The organism is Streptomyces cyaneochromogenes, assembly GCF_003963535.1.
Classification (GTDB): Bacteria; Actinomycetota; Actinomycetes; order Streptomycetales; family Streptomycetaceae; genus Streptomyces; species Streptomyces shaanxiensis.
This window is the reverse complement of the sequence record NZ_CP034539.1, coordinates 231,523-246,108: the sequence shown is the minus strand read 5'-3', so window position 1 is coordinate 246,108 and position 14,586 is coordinate 231,523. Positions and strand designations below refer to the sequence as shown.

Annotated in this window: 15 protein-coding genes; 7 read left to right on the top strand and 8 right to left on the bottom strand. The window is 68.9% G+C overall.

Going from position 1 to position 14,586, the window contains the following annotated elements:
* The first annotated feature begins 52 nt into the window (after nucleotides 1-52).
* Entirely contained in the window at nucleotides 53-277 is a 225-nt protein-coding gene (locus tag EJ357_RS00970; protein ID WP_126387695.1) for an MbtH family protein, read from the top strand.
* Between the two features lie 121 nt (nucleotides 278-398).
* Nucleotides 399-1,205, top strand: a complete 807-nt coding sequence (locus tag EJ357_RS00965; RefSeq protein ID WP_126387693.1) for an alpha/beta fold hydrolase — start codon at nucleotides 399-401, stop codon at nucleotides 1,203-1,205.
* Between the two features lie 103 nt (nucleotides 1,206-1,308).
* On the opposite strand, the gene EJ357_RS00960 is transcribed toward EJ357_RS00965, so the two are convergent.
* Nucleotides 1,309-3,528, bottom strand: coding sequence for an MMPL family transporter (locus EJ357_RS00960; protein WP_126387691.1), 2,220 nt, complete (start codon nucleotides 3,526-3,528; stop codon nucleotides 1,309-1,311).
* 391 nt (nucleotides 3,529-3,919) lie between these two features.
* Between EJ357_RS00960 and EJ357_RS00955 the strand changes: the two genes are divergently transcribed.
* Nucleotides 3,920-4,879, top strand: coding sequence for an ornithine cyclodeaminase family protein (locus EJ357_RS00955; RefSeq protein WP_267132839.1), 960 nt, complete (start codon nucleotides 3,920-3,922; stop codon nucleotides 4,877-4,879).
* A gap of 96 nt (nucleotides 4,880-4,975) precedes the next feature.
* Here the strand turns inward: EJ357_RS00955 and EJ357_RS00950 are convergent, their stop codons facing one another.
* The 4 genes from EJ357_RS00950 to EJ357_RS00935 all read right to left on the bottom strand — a co-directional run bounded on the left by EJ357_RS00950 (nucleotide 4,976) and on the right by EJ357_RS00935 (nucleotide 8,659).
* Nucleotides 4,976-5,620 (bottom strand): response regulator, encoded by a 645-nt coding sequence (locus EJ357_RS00950; RefSeq protein ID WP_175647252.1) that lies wholly within the window; start codon nucleotides 5,618-5,620, stop codon nucleotides 4,976-4,978.
* Nucleotides 5,611-6,777 carry a sensor histidine kinase gene (locus EJ357_RS00945; protein ID WP_228472886.1) on the bottom strand — a complete coding sequence of 389 codons (1,167 nt, stop codon included), beginning with the start codon at nucleotides 6,775-6,777 and terminating at the stop codon, nucleotides 5,611-5,613. Before EJ357_RS00945 ends, EJ357_RS00950 begins: the two co-directional genes overlap by 10 nt.
* 128 nt (nucleotides 6,778-6,905) lie before the next feature.
* Complete coding sequence (locus EJ357_RS00940; protein ID WP_126387685.1) at nucleotides 6,906-7,568, bottom strand: DedA family protein; 663 nt, start codon at nucleotides 7,566-7,568, stop codon at nucleotides 6,906-6,908.
* A gap of 215 nt (nucleotides 7,569-7,783) precedes the next feature.
* On the bottom strand, nucleotides 7,784-8,659 hold the full coding sequence (locus tag EJ357_RS00935; RefSeq protein ID WP_126387683.1) for a LysR family transcriptional regulator: 876 nt from the start codon (nucleotides 8,657-8,659) through the stop codon (nucleotides 7,784-7,786).
* A gap of 122 nt (nucleotides 8,660-8,781) precedes the next feature.
* On the opposite strand from EJ357_RS00935, the gene EJ357_RS00930 reads away from it, so the two are divergent.
* Nucleotides 8,782-9,780 carry an NADP-dependent oxidoreductase gene (locus EJ357_RS00930; protein WP_126387681.1) on the top strand — a complete coding sequence of 333 codons (999 nt, stop codon included), beginning with the start codon at nucleotides 8,782-8,784 and terminating at the stop codon, nucleotides 9,778-9,780.
* The gene (locus EJ357_RS48020; protein WP_175647251.1) at nucleotides 9,777-9,938 is read left to right on the top strand and encodes a hypothetical protein; all 162 of its coding nucleotides are present in this window, start codon (nucleotides 9,777-9,779) and stop codon (nucleotides 9,936-9,938) included. Before EJ357_RS00930 ends, EJ357_RS48020 begins: the two co-directional genes overlap by 4 nt.
* A gap of 81 nt (nucleotides 9,939-10,019) precedes the next feature.
* Here EJ357_RS48020 and EJ357_RS00925 read toward each other — a convergent pair whose 3' ends face one another.
* A complete protein-coding gene (locus EJ357_RS00925; RefSeq protein WP_126387679.1) occupies nucleotides 10,020-10,925 on the bottom strand; it encodes a LysR family transcriptional regulator in 906 nt (301 codons plus the stop codon).
* 137 nt (nucleotides 10,926-11,062) lie between these two features.
* Between EJ357_RS00925 and EJ357_RS00920 the strand changes: the two genes are divergently transcribed.
* Nucleotides 11,063-11,881 (top strand): 3'(2'),5'-bisphosphate nucleotidase CysQ, encoded by an 819-nt coding sequence (locus EJ357_RS00920; protein WP_126387677.1) that lies wholly within the window; start codon nucleotides 11,063-11,065, stop codon nucleotides 11,879-11,881.
* Nucleotides 11,882-11,922: 41 nt separating this feature from the next.
* Complete coding sequence (locus EJ357_RS00915; RefSeq protein ID WP_126387675.1) at nucleotides 11,923-12,519, top strand: NADPH-dependent F420 reductase; 597 nt, start codon at nucleotides 11,923-11,925, stop codon at nucleotides 12,517-12,519.
* Between the two features lie 253 nt (nucleotides 12,520-12,772).
* Here EJ357_RS00915 and EJ357_RS00910 read toward each other — a convergent pair whose 3' ends face one another.
* Both EJ357_RS00910 and EJ357_RS00905 read right to left on the bottom strand, forming a co-directional pair.
* Nucleotides 12,773-13,609: a carbohydrate ABC transporter permease gene (locus EJ357_RS00910; protein WP_126387673.1), complete on the bottom strand. Its 837-nt coding sequence runs from the start codon at nucleotides 13,607-13,609 to the stop codon at nucleotides 12,773-12,775.
* Nucleotides 13,606-14,586 carry a carbohydrate ABC transporter permease gene (locus tag EJ357_RS00905; protein ID WP_126387671.1) on the bottom strand — a complete coding sequence of 327 codons (981 nt, stop codon included), beginning with the start codon at nucleotides 14,584-14,586 and terminating at the stop codon, nucleotides 13,606-13,608. Before EJ357_RS00905 ends, EJ357_RS00910 begins: the two co-directional genes overlap by 4 nt.

The following is a 14,586-nucleotide window of genomic DNA, read 5'->3' as shown; positions in this document are numbered from 1 at the left end:
AATCGACAGACACCGCCGACGGAAGACAATTCTTCGAGAAGGAGCGAAACGCATGAGCACCAACCCCTTCGAGGACCCCGAGGGCACCTATCTCGTGCTCGTCAACGATGAGGGTCAGCACTCCCTGTGGCCCGCGTTCGTCGAGGTGCCGGAGGGCTGGCGCACGGTCCTCTCCGACGCCCGGCGTGACGCGGCGCTCGACTACATCAACAACCACTGGACCGATATGCGTCCGCTGAGCCTGGTCAGCGCCATGGAAGGCACTGACGCGGCCTGACGCGGCCTGACGCGGCCTGACGCGCCGACACGCGCCGCCGCGCGACCACCTGTGGCCCGTCCGCCGATCCCCCCGGCGGGCGGGCCACAGGGCTTTCAACACACTGAAGGGGAGAGGCGAGATGCCCGTCGTTGCCGTCAACGGAATACGGCTGCACTACGAGGAGGAAGGAACCGGAGAACCGGTGGTGATGGTCCAGGGCACCGGCGGTGGCCACACCGTGTGGCAACTGCACCAGGTGCCCGCGCTCACCGAGGCCGGATTCCGGGTCGTCACCTTCGACAACCGGGGCATCCCGCCCACGTCGGAGTGCCCCGGCGGATTCACCCTGCGGGACATGGTCGCCGACACGGCCGCACTCATCGAGCACCTCGGCCTCGGCCCGTGCCGGGTCGTCGGCACCTCGCTCGGCGCCTTCGTCACCCAGGAACTCGCCCTCGCCAGGCCCGACCTGGTCGACCGGGCCGTACTGATGGCCACCCGGGCCCGCACCGACACCCTGCGCCTGGCGCTCACCCGCGCCGAGATCGAACTGTACGACTCCGGTACGCCGCTCCCGGCCCGGTACGCGGCCGTCCTGCGCGCACTGAAGTCGCTCTCTCCGCGCACCCTCGACGACGACGCGGCCATGGCCGACTGGCTCGACCTGTTCGAGCTGGCGGGCCCGGCGGGCCCCGGGCAGCGGGTCCAGATGGAGCTCAGCAAGCTCAACGACCGCCTCGACGCGTATCGCGGCATCCGGGTCCCCGTCCAGGTCATCGCCTTCGCCGACGACCTGATCACCCCTGCGCACCTGGGCCGGGAGGTCGCGGACGCCATCCCGGGAGCGGTCTACGAACTGATCCAGGGCTGCGGCCACTACGGCTATCTGGAGGACCCGGCCACGGTCAACAAGGCCCTGGTGCAGTTCCTGACGGCCGGCATCTGAAGCCCGTACGGCGGCAGGAAGAGAGGGAAAAGGGGGAGGAGGGAGGGCCGCCCGGACAGGGGATCCGGGCCGCCCTCCCTCCTCTTTCGGAGGGGCCTGACTACTACTGCTGGGAGTAGCCAGACCGCGTGGTCTCGGGTGCCGGGGCGGCCAGTGGCGTGTGCTGCGGGAGCCGCTGCGCGCTCTCCTGGCCCTCACTCGTGACCCGGCCCGGCCACCAGTTCCACTTGCCGATGACCGACATCAGCGCCGGGAGCACGAAGATCCGGATGACGACGGCGTCCAGCGCGATCGCCACGGCCAGCCCGATGCCCAGCTGCTTGAACTCGATCGCGTTGAGGGTGCCGAAGATCGCGAACACCCCGATCATGACGATCGCCGCGCTGGTCACGACGCCGGCCGAGCGGGTGATGCCGTCCCGGACGGCCTGCTTGACGGGGGCGCCCGCCAGCGCCGCCTCGCGGATCCGGCTCACCACGAACACGTGGTAGTCCATCGACAGCCCGAACAGCACCACGAAGAGGAACAGCGGCAGCCAGTTCACGATCGCGCCGGTGCTGTCGAAGCCGAGCAGTCCCTCCGCCCAGGTGTTCTGGAAGACCGCGACCAGGACACCGAAGGAGGCCGCCGCGGAGAGCAGGTTCAGCAGGATGGCGGAGAGTGCCACGGCCAGCGAGCGAAAGATGACGAGCATGGTGCCGAAGGTCAGCAGCAGGACGAAGCCCACCACCCACGGCATGCGTTCCTCCAGGTGCCCGGTGAAGTCGGTGCCCCTGGCCACCTCGCCGCCGACCCCGCTCTCGGCGTCCGCGACTCCGCTGAGCGCCTCGGGCACCCAGGTGCGCAGGACCTTCAGTGATTCCTTCGCCTCGTCGGTCTTCGCCTGGTGCGGCGTCGCCACGTCCACCACATGCACCCGCCGGTCCTCGGACTCGCGGATCACCGGCGCCTGGTCGTGTGCGAACAAGTCGTCCGCCGCGGTGCGCCTGAGCAGGTTCTGGAGGGCGGCCTTGACCTCGTCGGCCTCGGCGGCGGGGGCGCGCACCGCGACCGTGTGCGCGGTGCCCTCGCTCGGGAAGGCCTCCGTGAGCCGGTCCAGTGCCTGGACCACCGGAATGTCCCGGGACAGGTCGTCCGAGCCGGGCTGCTTCAGCTTCATGTCCAGCGCGGGCAGCGCGAGCAGCAGCAGCGCGCCGACCGACACGACCAGCGTGATCACTGGCCTGACCAGCGAGGGGCGCAGCAGCACGGGCCACAGCCGGGACTCGCCCGAGCGCATCGTCAGCCGCCACAGGAACGGCACCCGTGGCCGGTCCACCCAGCCGCCCAGCTTGCCGAGGAGGGCGGGCAGCACGGTCAGCGAGCCGAGGACGGCGGCCCCGACGACGATGATGGAACCGGTGGCCAGGGAGGCGAAGGTGGCCTCCTGGGCGAGATAGAGCCCGGCCATCGCCACGATCACGGTGGTGCCGGAGACCACGACGGTGTGTCCGGAGGTCTCCGCGGCGATCTCGATCGCGTCGATGTGCCCCTTGCCCTTGTGCCGTTCCTCGCGCTCACGCTTGAGATAGAACAGCGAGTAGTCCACGCCCACGGCCATGCCCATCAGCAGGATGACATTGCTGATCGCGCTGGTCTCCGGCAGCACGTGGGAGGCCAGCGAGGACAGTCCCATCGCGGCGAGCACACAGGACAGCGCGAGCACCACGGGCACGCCGGCGGCGATGAGCGCGCCGAAGACGACGAGCATGATCAGCAGGGTCAGCGGAAGGCTGATCAGCTCGGCCTTCTTGAAGTCCTCGCCGATGGTCTCCTGCATGCCCTTGGCCGTGGATCCCGTACCGACCTGCTCGATCCGGAGCCCGTCGTGGGCCTTCTCGGCCGCGGCGCTCGCGTCGAGCAGGGGCTCGACTTCCTTGACGGCGCTGTCCTTGTCGCCCTGCATCGTCACCGGCACCAGCAGGGCCTTGCCGTTCTCCGCCGGCACCGGGTCCCCGACGCTCGCCACCTCACGCAGCGCCTTCATCCGCTTCGTGACGTCCTCGGCGGCCCGCAGCGCCTCGGTGTGATCCAGCTTGCCGCCGGACTCGGCGGTGATCAGTACGTTCTCCTCGGGCCGGTCGGTGAAGTCGCCGGAGACGATGATCTTGCCCGCCGTACCCGACTCCCTGACCCCGGATTCCCGCTCGTCCAGCTTGTTCGTGCCCGCCGCTCCGCCCAGGAAGACGCACAGCGCGACGAAGACGGCCCACAGCCCTATCGCGGACCACGGATGTGTGGCGCTCCATCGAGCGATCCGGACCGTTGCCGGTTTCTTGTCCACCGTCTGTTTTCCTTCCGCCGAGTCGACGCCGAAAACGGTAGTTCCGTGGCCCGGTCGTGCATACAAGGTAAACCGTCGAGGTGGCCGGAGTTTCCCACAGTTTGGACCCTGCGGTTTCCCGCAGTCGGGAACCTGCGGGAACCCGTAAGAGGTCCAGCTTAATCTTGACCGAAAGAAATGGCGACGGATATTTTCATATTCCCGGTTCTCGCTTTACGTGGCGATGATCAAAGGTAGTAGCTCATTCGCCGCGAAAAGGTAAGCGAATCGGCAAGGTGTCGGCAGGTAATTGCCACACTGCAAGGTCAGTCAAGGGGAGATAATGGAAACATTGGTCGTCACTCGGCAGCATGTTGCCAAGATCGTCCGGGGAAAAGGGTTCGACCATTTCATGGACCGGATGATCGTCCGCCTCGGTGAGGCGTTCAGGGCGGTCGGCCGGCGGGGCACAACCCCCGCGCGGGACGGATTCCTGCGCGGTCCGAACGACTCGGCCGTCCTGGAATGGATGCCGCACCATCGCCCGGGTGAGTCGATCACCATCAAGACCGTGGCCTACACGCCGACCAACCCGGCCACCTACCAACTGCCCACCATCATCGGCACGATGGCCCGCTACGACGATGCGACGGGCCGACTGCTCGCCATCTGCGACGGCATCCTGCCCACCGCCATCCGTACCGGCGCCGCCTCCGCCGTCGCCAGCGGACTGCTCGCCCGCAGGGACAGCAGTGTGCTCGGCCTGGTCGGCACCGGCGCCCAGGCGGTCACCCAGGCCCACGCGCTGAGCCGGGTCTTCCCGCTGAAGCGGATCCTTGTCCACGACATCGAGCCCGCCCACGCCGCGTCCTTCGCCGACCGCGTGGAATTCCTCGGCCTCGACGTGGAGATCGCGCCGGTGGCCGAGATCGAGGCCGCGGCCGACATCATCTGCACCGCCACCTCGGTCGGGGTCGGGGACGGCCCGGTCCTGCTCGGCGAGCACCTGCGCCCGCACGTCCACATCAACGCCATCGGCGCCGATCTCATCGGCAAGTTCGAGATCCCGCTCGCCGTCCTCAAGTCCGCCTTCGTCACCGTCGACCACCGCGCCCAGGCGCTGCGCGAGGGCGAGGCCCAGCAGCTCACCGAGAGCGACCTCGGGCCCGACCTGCTCACCCTGTGCGCCGAGCCGGAGGTCGCCACCGTCCAACAGGACCGGGTGACCGTCTTCGACTCGACCGGCTTCGCGCTGGAGGACCATGTGGCCTTCGACGTACTCCTCGAACTCGCAGAGGAGGCGGGGCTCGGCGACCGGGTGCAGCTGGAGCACATGCCGCTGGACGCGCTCAACCCTTACGCGTTCCACTGAGCCGGCCACGGGCCGACCCACCCGGCGTCGGCCTGTACACGCGCCGGTGCCGGGGTCCTGGTACTCCAGCGGGAATGGAGACGTCCCACGGGAGTACTAGGACTCCAGATAGCGCAGGACGGCCAGGATCCGCCTGCTGTAGCCGGTGGTGTGGGACAGCTCCAGCTTGTCGAAGATCGTGTTGAGGTTCTTCTCCACCGAACTCAGGGAGATGTGCAGCTTCTGCGCGATGGCCGTATTGGTGTGCCCTTGAGCCAGCGCCTCCAGCACGCCGCGCTCGCGCGGGGTGAGCCGGGCCAGCGGATCGCCGTGGGTGGTACGGATCACCAACTGCCGTACCACCTCCGGGTCGATGGCCGCGCCGCCCGCATGGATCCGCTCCAGCGCGTCCAGGAACTCCTCGACCTGCGCCACCCGGTCCTTGAGCAGATAGCCGACCCGCTCGGCGTTGGAGGCCAGCAGCTGGGCGGCGTAGTTGCGCTCCACGTGCTGGGAGAGGACCAGCACACTGATCTCGGGCCAGCGCTTGCGGATCTCCACCGCGGCCCGCAGCCCCTCGTCCGTGTGGGTCGGCGGCATCCGGATGTCGACGACGACGATGTCCGGCTTCTGCTCCTCGATCTCCCGCAGCAGGGCCACCGCGTCGCCCACCGCCGCGAGGACCTCGTGGCCCTCCTCGACGAGCAGCCGCACCAGGCCCTCCCGCAGTAGGGTCGAGTCCTCGGCGAGGATCACACGCATGGCAGCTCCGCGGTAATCGTGGTGGGTCCCCCGAGGGGGCTTTCGATGTGCAGGACGCCGTCCAGCGCGCCCACCCGGCTGCGCAGCCCGGTCAGCCCGCCGCCGGCCGGATCCGCTCCGCCGGTGCCGTTGTCCTCGATCCGCAGGACGAGGACCGGGCCGTGCCGGGCGAGCCGGACGGAGATGTGGGTGGCACCGGAATGCTTGGCCGCGTTGGTCACGGACTCCGACACCACGAAGTACGCGGCGGTCTGCGCCGGTTGCGGCAGCGGCCCCTCGACCTCGTACTCCATGCGCAGCGGGATCGCGCACCGCTCGGCGACCCCGCCCAGCGCCTCCCGCAGCCCCTGGCTGTCCAGTGCGGACGGATAGACCCGCCAGGCCGCCTCGCGCAGTTCGGTGAGCGCGTCCTGGGCCGCCTCGTGAGCCTGCAGCAGCAGGACGTCCGCCTGCTCCGGGTCGCGGGTCCGGCTCCGGCGGGCCCGGCCGATCAGCATCGCGAGCGCCACGAGCCGCTGCTGAACCCCGTCGTGCAGATCCCGCTCGATGCGCCGGCGCTCGGCGTCCACGGCTCGCACCACCCCCGCCCGGCTGGTGGACAGTTCGTCGATCCGCCGGCGCAGCAGCTCCCACTCGGACGGCCCGAAGCACTCGCGGGCCAGCCGGGTGTCCAGCACGGCCAGCGCGTACAGCCCCTGGATGTCGAGGAAGAGCAGTACGCAGCCCAGGAGCACCTGGAGAAGCAGTTCCTGCCAGCCGACAGTGCCCCGGGCGGTGGCCATGACCAGAACCCCCGCCAGGATGAGGCCCACACCGAGCAGCCCGGTCACGACGGCGCTCAGCAGGCCCGTGTAGCCGCGGACCAGGACGTAGCGCAGGATCTTCCGGTCCGAGGCCTTGTAGTGCTCGGGGAAGCGGTCGCCGAAGAAGACGGAGCGGCGTGTCCGCTCCCCGTCCGCCAGTCTGCGGGCCCCGGCGGCGACCTTGGCCAGCGCGCTCTCCCTGGTACTCGGGCGCAGCAGCCAAGGGCCGAGGGCCAGGCCGGCCACCAGGAAGTAGAGGAGTCCGATCAGGGCGGTGGCGCAACCGAGGGCCACTCCGGGGATGACGCGGTGCCAGGAGGGGGGTCGGGTCGCCTCGGCTTCGTTCCCCTGCACCTGATGGGCGGTGATTCCCGTGTAAGACCCCAGCACGGGCATCGAGCCTAACCGGACTGCCCGGCGGGAACAAGATCGTCCCATGCTGCCGCGCCACGCCGCCTGCCACATGTGACGACGTCCCCGAGTCACGAACCGCCTTGCTGCCGGGCCTGGTTACGGTCCCGGTAGCGCACGGCCAGATAGCCGACGAGGGCCAGTACGACCGCGGCGAGCACGACCTTGGACAGCACTCCGACGTACGTCTCGACCGCGTCCCACTGGTCGCCCAGCCAGTAACCGGCCATCACCAGCACCGAGTTCCAGATCAGACTCCCCAGCGTGGTCAGCGCCAGGAACACCGGCAGCCGCATCCGCTCCACCCCGGCGGGGACGGAGATCAGGCTGCGGAAGATCGGCACCATCCGCCCCAGGAAGACCGCCTTGGAGCCGTGCCGTGCGAACCACTCCTCCGTACGCACCAGATCCGAGGGCTTCACCAGCGGCAACTTCCCCCAGATCGCGTGCATCCGCTCGCGCCCGAACCACATCCCGATCCAGTACAGGACCAGCGCCCCCACCACCGACCCGAGCGTCGTCCAGAACAGCGCCGAGCCCAGGCTGATGACCCCCTGCCCGGCCGCGAACCCGGTCAGCGGCAGGATCACCTCACTCGGCAGCGGCGGGAACAGGTTCTCCAACGCGATGGCCAGCCCGGCACCCGGCCCGCCCAGCGCGTCCACCAGATCCGCGGCCCAGCCCGCGATCCCACCCGCGGGCTCCTCGGGCAGAGCCAGACTCACGAACTCCATGACGAGGCCTCCAAGCCGCAGTTCAGCTACCGCCGAAGCCCTCGGCCCCGACTCTGTCCCACGCTAGAAACCGCAGCTCAGCGCTGGTATGAGGATTGCCGTCCGACACGGTGTTGTTCTCCGCACAACGCAACTGCGGGAAACCGCAGTCGGACGTGGCCGGCAAGAGGCACGGCTACCGGGAAGCGGCCGTGGCCGCGGGGACCGCCAGGCGGTCAGGCTGCCCGGGCGGTCAGTACGGCCTTGGCCACCTGCCGGAGATTCCTGATCATCGGATTCGAGTCACCCTTGCGGCTGACCAGGACGACCTGGCTGGGGGGAGCGCCCTGAACCGGGACGGTGACGAGGTCGGGGCGCAGTGAGCTACGCCGATCGCCGACCGGTAGCACGGCGATCGCCCTGCCGCTCGCGACGAGTTCGAGCTTGTCCTCGTAGCTCTCGATCGGCGGCACGCCGGCCCCGAGGATCCGGTAGGAAGTCCAGTCCGCGGTCTCGAACGCGCACGGCGCCTCCTCCTCGCCGGCCAGTTCTTCCGCGGTCACCGACGTGCGGTCGGCCAAGGGATGGCCGCGCGGGACCACGAGCATCCGGGGCTCCTCGTACAGCGGCGTGGTGAACACGTCGTCGGCGGCAAGCGGCAGCGGGGCCCGCGCGATCAGGGCGTCGACGCGCTTGTCGGACAGCGCCCCCACGTCGCGGCAGCTCAGGTACCGGGTGGCGATCTCGGCGTCCGGGTACCGGCGGCGCAGTTCCCGTACGGCGGCAGTGATCACCAAGTCTTCAACGTAGCCGATGGCGATTCGTTCGGTCTCGGCTTGTGCACGCACGGCCTGCTCGGCCTGCCGGGCGGCCTGCAGCAGGGCTTGGGCACGGGGGAGGAACTTCTGGCCGGCCGGAGTGAGCCGGGTGCCCTTGGGTGCGCGGTCCAGCAGTCGTGCGCCGAGATACTTCTCGAGCCGTTGGATCTGGCGGCTCAGCGCCGGCTGGGCCACGTGCAGGTCGGCGGCGGCCCGGCCGAAGTGCTGGTGCGCCGCCACCACGGTGAAGTAGCGCACCAGCCGCAGTTCCAGGTCCTGTCCGAGATCGTTCACCCTTCCAGCGTAGACGTCATGCCGTTTCGGAATGATCAGGTTGCCGAACCGGTCTTGGACGGCCATGCCGTCCCGGGCCTTGACTGAAGGAGCAACGTTTCCCCAGGAAAGCGACAGGCGCGATGAAGGCGATCCAGTTCCATGAAGCGGGCGGGCCGGAAGTTCTGCGGTACGACGAGGTGCCGGTTCCCGAGATCGGCCCGGGCGAGGTGCTCGTCCGGGTGCACGCCGCGGGCATCAACCCGCCGGACTGGTACCTGCGTGAGGGGATGAAGGTCATGCCGGCCGAGATGAGGCCGGCGCTGGAGTTCCCCCTGATCCCTGGAACGGACATGTCGGGCGTGGTCCAGGCGGTCGCTCCGGACGTGCTGGGGTTCGCCGTCGGCGACGAGGTCTTCGGCATGCTGCGGTTCCCCGGATTCGACGGCCGGACATACGCCGAGTACGTGGCCGCGCCGGCTTCGGACCTGGCTCACAAGCCGGCCGGTATCGACCACGTGCAGGCGGCTGGGGCGCCGATGGCCGTGCTTACGGCCTGGCAGTACCTGGTTGATCTCGGCCACGACGTGCCGTCTCCTTTCACCGGCCAGGTACACCAGCCAGTGCCGATCACGCCAGGAATGACCGTGCTCGTCAACGGGGCCGCCGGTGGAGTGGGCCACTTCGCGGTGCAGCTGGCGAAATGGAAGGGGGCACACGTCATCGCGGTGGCCTCGGGTCGGCACGAGCAGTTCTTGCGCAAGCTCGGCGCCGATGAGTTCATCGACTACACCAGGACGCAGGCCGCGGACGTGGTCAGCGATGTCGACCTGGTGATCGACACCGTCGGTGGCCCGGACAGCTCACGCTTCCTGACCGTGCTCAAGCGCGGCGGCACCATGCTTCCGGTGTTCTTCGCCCAGTACGACCCGGAAGAGACGGCGAGTCTGGGCATCACAGTCTCGAACATTCAGGTGCGTTCCAACGGCCCCCAGCTCGCCGAGATCGGGCGCCTGTTCGACGAGGGCAAGCTCCAGGTCGGGCTGGACAGCACCTACCCGCTGCCCGAGGCGGGCAGCGCACACAGACGAGCCGCGCAGGGCCACCTCCAAGGCAAGATCGTGCTGACGGTGGTCTCGTGACAGCCAAACCCCAGCAGGCGGCGGCGATCTGCTTCAACGTCAGCAGGCAGGAGACCGTCAAGACGTTCGTGTCCTGCATTCTCGGCGAACTCGGGCTCCGCGGCCGTGTTCAGGTTGGTCGTGTACGCCCCCCCGCCGGGGGAGGGCTGGTGATCTGATGCGGGTGCGCACAGCGGCCGACCGTGCGGCATCAAGGTGCTCGCGGGGACGTCAAGGGCGAAGCGGCCGGACGGCGACGACTACGACGCTCCGTTCATGGCCAGCGCGGTGCGCGCCAGCCCGCGCAGCCAGGCGTGGGCGTGGTCGGTGTCGTAGCGCTGATGCCACGACAGGTATATCGGTGCCGACGGCAGTTCGAGCGGGAGCGGGAGCACGACCAGGCCGAGGTCGGCGACCGCTGACCGCGTGGTGGCTTCGGGGACGCTGATCAGGAGATCGGAGCCGCGCGCGAACTCCAGCGCGGCCGCTTCCGTGGGCGCGGTCGCCACCACGCGGCGGGTGAGGCCGAGCCGCGCGAGGGCGTCGTCGAGGGCATTGCTGAGGTTGCCACGTCGCGAGACGGTGACGTGCTCAGCGGCGGCGTACTGCTTTGCGGTGACCGTCCCGACGCGGGTGAGGGGGTGCCCCTGCCTCACGACGATGACGAGGCGGGTCTCGCCCACGTTCTCGGCCCGGATGTCCGGTGCGCTCGGGCGGTTGGCGTTCGCCTCCAGATCGACCTCGCCGCGCCGCAACTCGGGGGTGTCGATGCTCGATTCCGCGACGAAGCGCAAGCGCACGCCCGGCGCCTGCCCGCGCACGGCCGCGAGCAGTGCGGGTCCGCTCAGGGCGACCAGGGAATCGTGCCAGCGGAGTGTGAAAGTGCGCTCCAACGTCGCCAGATCGAGTTCACGGCTCGGTGCCAGCACCCCCTGGACCTGGTGCAGCAGCTCGTGCACCTGTTCCCGGACGGCGATCGCATACGGCGTCGGGGTCATCGTGCGACCGGTGCGCACCAGGATCTGATCCCCGGTCGTGCGCCGGATCCGGCCCAGACTCCGGCTCATCGCGGGGGCGGTGACGTGCAGGCGCGCGGCCGCCCCGGCCACACTTCCCTCCTCCAGCAGCGCGTCGAGCGCGGCGAGCAGGTTCAAATCCAATTGCATGTGAGTAATCCTAGCCGTGCTTTACATGCATTTGAAGTTAATCAAGGTGCTCTATACCTTCGAGACCAGAGCGCTGAACAGAGCGCACAGTTCGGCCCGAACGGCCCCATCACCTCCTTCTCAAAAGGGAGTTCACCATGCCCGAAACGCTTCAGACCACCGACGTCCCCGCCTCCGACGCCGACCTGCTCGCCCAGACCGAGATCGCCGTGCGCGCGGCCGGTTCGGTGCTGCGCGAGCGCTTCGGCGAGGTGATCCGCTACCAGACCCGCGAAGAGCTGATGCGCGCGCTCGCCGCCAACGACGACACGGCCCTCGACATCCTGCGCCCCCGCCTCACGCGCCTGCGTCCGGACGCCGGCTGGGTGGAGGACGAACTGGACGGCGGGGCGCTGCCGCCCGGCGAATGGTGGGTCGTGGATCCGGCCGAAGGCAACGTCAACCACCTGCACGCCCTGCCGGAGTGGGCGGTGACCGCCACCCTCGTGCGTGAGAACCAGCCGGTGCTCACCGCGGTCCACCTGCCGTTGACCGGCGAGACCTACACCGCGCTCACCGGCGCCGGTGCCTACCTCGACGGCCGGCCGCTGCACGTCTCCCCGACCGCGGACCTCGGCCTGAGCATCGTGGCCACCAGCCAGGCCCGGCCGGACGAAGACGAGAAGGTCGTGCGGCGCGTCGGCTCCTCGATCACCGCCATGCTCTTCGACGCGCTCGTCGTCCGCACCGCCGTGCCCGCGACCCTGCACCTGCTGAACGTGGCCGCCGGCCGGATCGACGCCTTCTGGCAGTTCGCAGGCGCCCGCGCGGACCTGCTGCCCGGGGCGCTGCTCGTCACCGAGGCCGGCGGACACATCTCCGACGCCGAGGGCCGCCCCTGGACCCCGCAGAGCGAGAGCTTCCTGGCCGCCGCGCCCGGCGTCCACGCCGAGGCCGTCGCCACGCTCTCACGCTGACCGCGCACCACCACCTGCACGCACGAAAGGACCGGATCATCATGACCGCGATCGCAGTACTCGGAAACGGCCGCGTCGGCGGCAACCTGGCCACCGCCCTCACCCGGGCAGGGCATGAGGTGACCGTGGCGGACCGCGCGCCAGGCGCCGCCGCCGACGCTGCCCGGACAGCCCAGATCGTCATCAACGCCACCCCGGGCGCCGGCTCGCTGGACCGGCTCGTCGCCCTGCGCGAGGAACTGCGCGACAAGATCCTCGTCGACGTCTCCAACGCCACCCTCGACGGACCGGACGGACTGCCCGCCGACCTGATCTACCCAGGCTCGAGCCTCGCCGAGCAACTCCAGGAAGCGCTCCCCGAAACGCGCGTCGTCAAGACACTCAACACCATGCTCTTCTCGGTGATGACCGCGCCGGCCACGCTCACCCAGGCGCCCGACGTCTTCCTCTCCGGCGAGGACCCGCAGGCCAAGCAGACCGTCCGTGAACTGCTCATCAACCTCGGCTGGCGCAAGGAGTGGATCACTGATCTCGGCGGGATCCAGACCGCCCGCGCCACGGAGGCCGCGATCCTGTTCGTACCGCACGTGATCCGGTCCAGCGGATTCGCGCCCTTCGCGATCTCGATCGCCCGCTGATCCGCGTCGTGGACGCACCCTGGCCGTGCTGGCCGCACCGTCGGGTTCGAGGGCCGCAGCGGATGCGGTGCTCATGACGAACTCCAAGCCGATGAAGAAGTATCAGTGCGTAGAGGGGCCGCGGTGGGCGCCGATGTCCGCGTGCAGCGCGTCTGCTCCGTCGAGTCCACCCTGCCCGCGCTCTTCGGCCTCTCGCTCACCAGCACGGTGGTGCCGAGGACTTGACGTGCGGCGGCGTGGTCCGCCTGCCCTGTCAGCCCTTCACCGCCCCCGACGTGAGGCCTTGAACGATGTGGCGGCTGGCGAAGGCGAACAGGAGCATGGTGGGCAGGATGGTGAGCACGGCCGCCGCGGACATCGAGCCCCAGTCGATGTTGAAGCTGGAAATGAAACCGTTCAGGGCCGTGGGGACGGTCTTGTTGCTGTCGCTGTTCATGAGCGTCACTGAGAGGAACAGTTCGTTCCAGCAGTTGACGAAGTTGAAGATGAACGCGGCCACGATCCCTGGACGCATCACCGGCAGCAGCACCCGGAACAGCGCCCCGAACCGGGACAGTCCGTCGATCATGGCGGCCTCCTCCAGCGCGTCCGGGATGTTCTCGAAGAAGCCGCGCAGCATCACCGTGCAGAAAGGGATGCACACCGCGATGTAGACGAGGATCAGGCCGAGGCGGTTGTCGACCAGCTTCAGGTCCGTCATCAGCAGGTAGAGCGGTCCCAGCGCGATGAACGACGGGATCATCTGGGTGACCAGCGCGGCCATCAGCAGGGCGGACTTGGTGCGGAACTCGAACCGGGCCAGCACGTATGCCGAGAGCATCGAGATGGCCGTGGCCGTCGCACCGGCGACGGTGGAGACGATGAGGCTGTTGGTGAGGTAGGTCCCGAAGTCGGCCGTGCCGAACAGGCCGCTGTAGTTCTCCAGGGAGAACCGCTCGGGCCAGTAGGCGAGCGGGAACTGGAAGATGTCGCCGGGCGCCTTGAGCGAGGTGACGGTGATCCAGTAGAGGGGGAAGACGGTGAAGAGCAGCCACACGCCGAGGAAGGTGAACTTGACCACCCGGCCGACCGTGGTCTCCTTGCCGATCATCGCCTCGCTCCTTTCTTCTCGCGCGTGGCCATGAGGAAGAACACCGCGAACACCAGCAGCGCGGCCACCACGAGGAGGCCGAGCGCGGAGGCCCTGCCGTAGTCGCCCTGCTGAGTGATCTTGATCATCCAGGTGGTCACGATGTGCGTCTCGTTGTTCGGCCCGCCGCCGGTCATGCCGAAGATCAGGTCGGGGAAGTTGAAGATCCAGATCACCCGCAGCAGCACGGTCAGCGCCAGCGTGGTGCGGATGTACGGGATGGTGATCTGGAAGAGCGTGCGTGCCTTGCTCGCGCCGTCCAGGGCCGCCGCCTCGTAGAGCTCGTCGGGGATCGACTGGAGCGCGGCCAGGATCATGATCGCGAAGAAGGTGACGCCGTACCAGATGTTGGCGATGAGCACGGCCACCATCGCCGTCTTCGGATCCGCCAGCCAGGCGACCGGCTCGTCGATCAGGCCGGCCTTCTGGAGCAGGTCGTTTACGACACCGAACTCGCTGTTGAACAGCCAGCGGAAGAGGATGCCGATGAGAAAACCGGAGATCGCCCAGGGGAAGAAGATCAGCGCCTGGTAGAGGCCGCGGAAGCGGAAGCGGCGGCGCAGCCACAGCGCGAGCGCGAAGCCGATGACCAACTGGGGCACGATCGAACCGAACACCCAGATCGCACTGTTGCCGAGTACCGTGCCCCAGGCCGGGTCAGCGAAGACGTCGCGGAAGTTCTTCAGGCCGACCCAGGACGTGTCGGTCAGGTCGGTCAACTTCCAGTTGCGGAAGGCCATCTGGCCGCCCGCGATCATGGGGTAGTACGTGAAGACCGCCACGAAGACCGCGGCCGGCGCCATGAACGCGGCGATCTGAAGACCGCGCCGGGTGGTGAACTCCCGTCGCCTGCCCCCGCGGGGGAGACCCCGCTTGTGCGAGGTCTCCCCACTGCCCGGTGTCTTCGTCTTCGTCGCCGTTGTGGACGTGACGGACAT

Bases quoted from the DNA above. Each gene is read 5' to 3' on its own strand.
- EJ357_RS00965 (WP_126387693.1), top strand. From the start codon at position 399: ATGCCCGTCGTTGCCGTCAACGGAATACGGCTGCACTACGAGGAGGAA.
- EJ357_RS00905 (WP_126387671.1), bottom strand. From the start codon at position 14,586: ATGTCCGTCACGTCCACAACGGCGACGAAGACGAAGACACCGGGCAGT.
- EJ357_RS00950 (WP_175647252.1), bottom strand. From the start codon at position 5,620: ATGCGTGTGATCCTCGCCGAGGACTCGACCCTACTGCGGGAGGGCCTG.
- EJ357_RS00970 (WP_126387695.1), top strand. From the start codon at position 53: ATGAGCACCAACCCCTTCGAGGACCCCGAGGGCACCTATCTCGTGCTC.
- EJ357_RS00955 (WP_267132839.1), top strand. From the start codon at position 3,920: ATGGACCGGATGATCGTCCGCCTCGGTGAGGCGTTCAGGGCGGTCGGC.
- EJ357_RS00915 (WP_126387675.1), top strand. From the start codon at position 11,923: ATGACCGCGATCGCAGTACTCGGAAACGGCCGCGTCGGCGGCAACCTG.
- EJ357_RS00925 (WP_126387679.1), bottom strand. From the start codon at position 10,925: ATGCAATTGGATTTGAACCTGCTCGCCGCGCTCGACGCGCTGCTGGAG.
- EJ357_RS00930 (WP_126387681.1), top strand. From the start codon at position 8,782: ATGAAGGCGATCCAGTTCCATGAAGCGGGCGGGCCGGAAGTTCTGCGG.
- EJ357_RS00920 (WP_126387677.1), top strand. From the start codon at position 11,063: ATGCCCGAAACGCTTCAGACCACCGACGTCCCCGCCTCCGACGCCGAC.
- EJ357_RS00910 (WP_126387673.1), bottom strand. From the start codon at position 13,609: ATGATCGGCAAGGAGACCACGGTCGGCCGGGTGGTCAAGTTCACCTTC.
- EJ357_RS00940 (WP_126387685.1), bottom strand. From the start codon at position 7,568: ATGGAGTTCGTGAGTCTGGCTCTGCCCGAGGAGCCCGCGGGTGGGATC.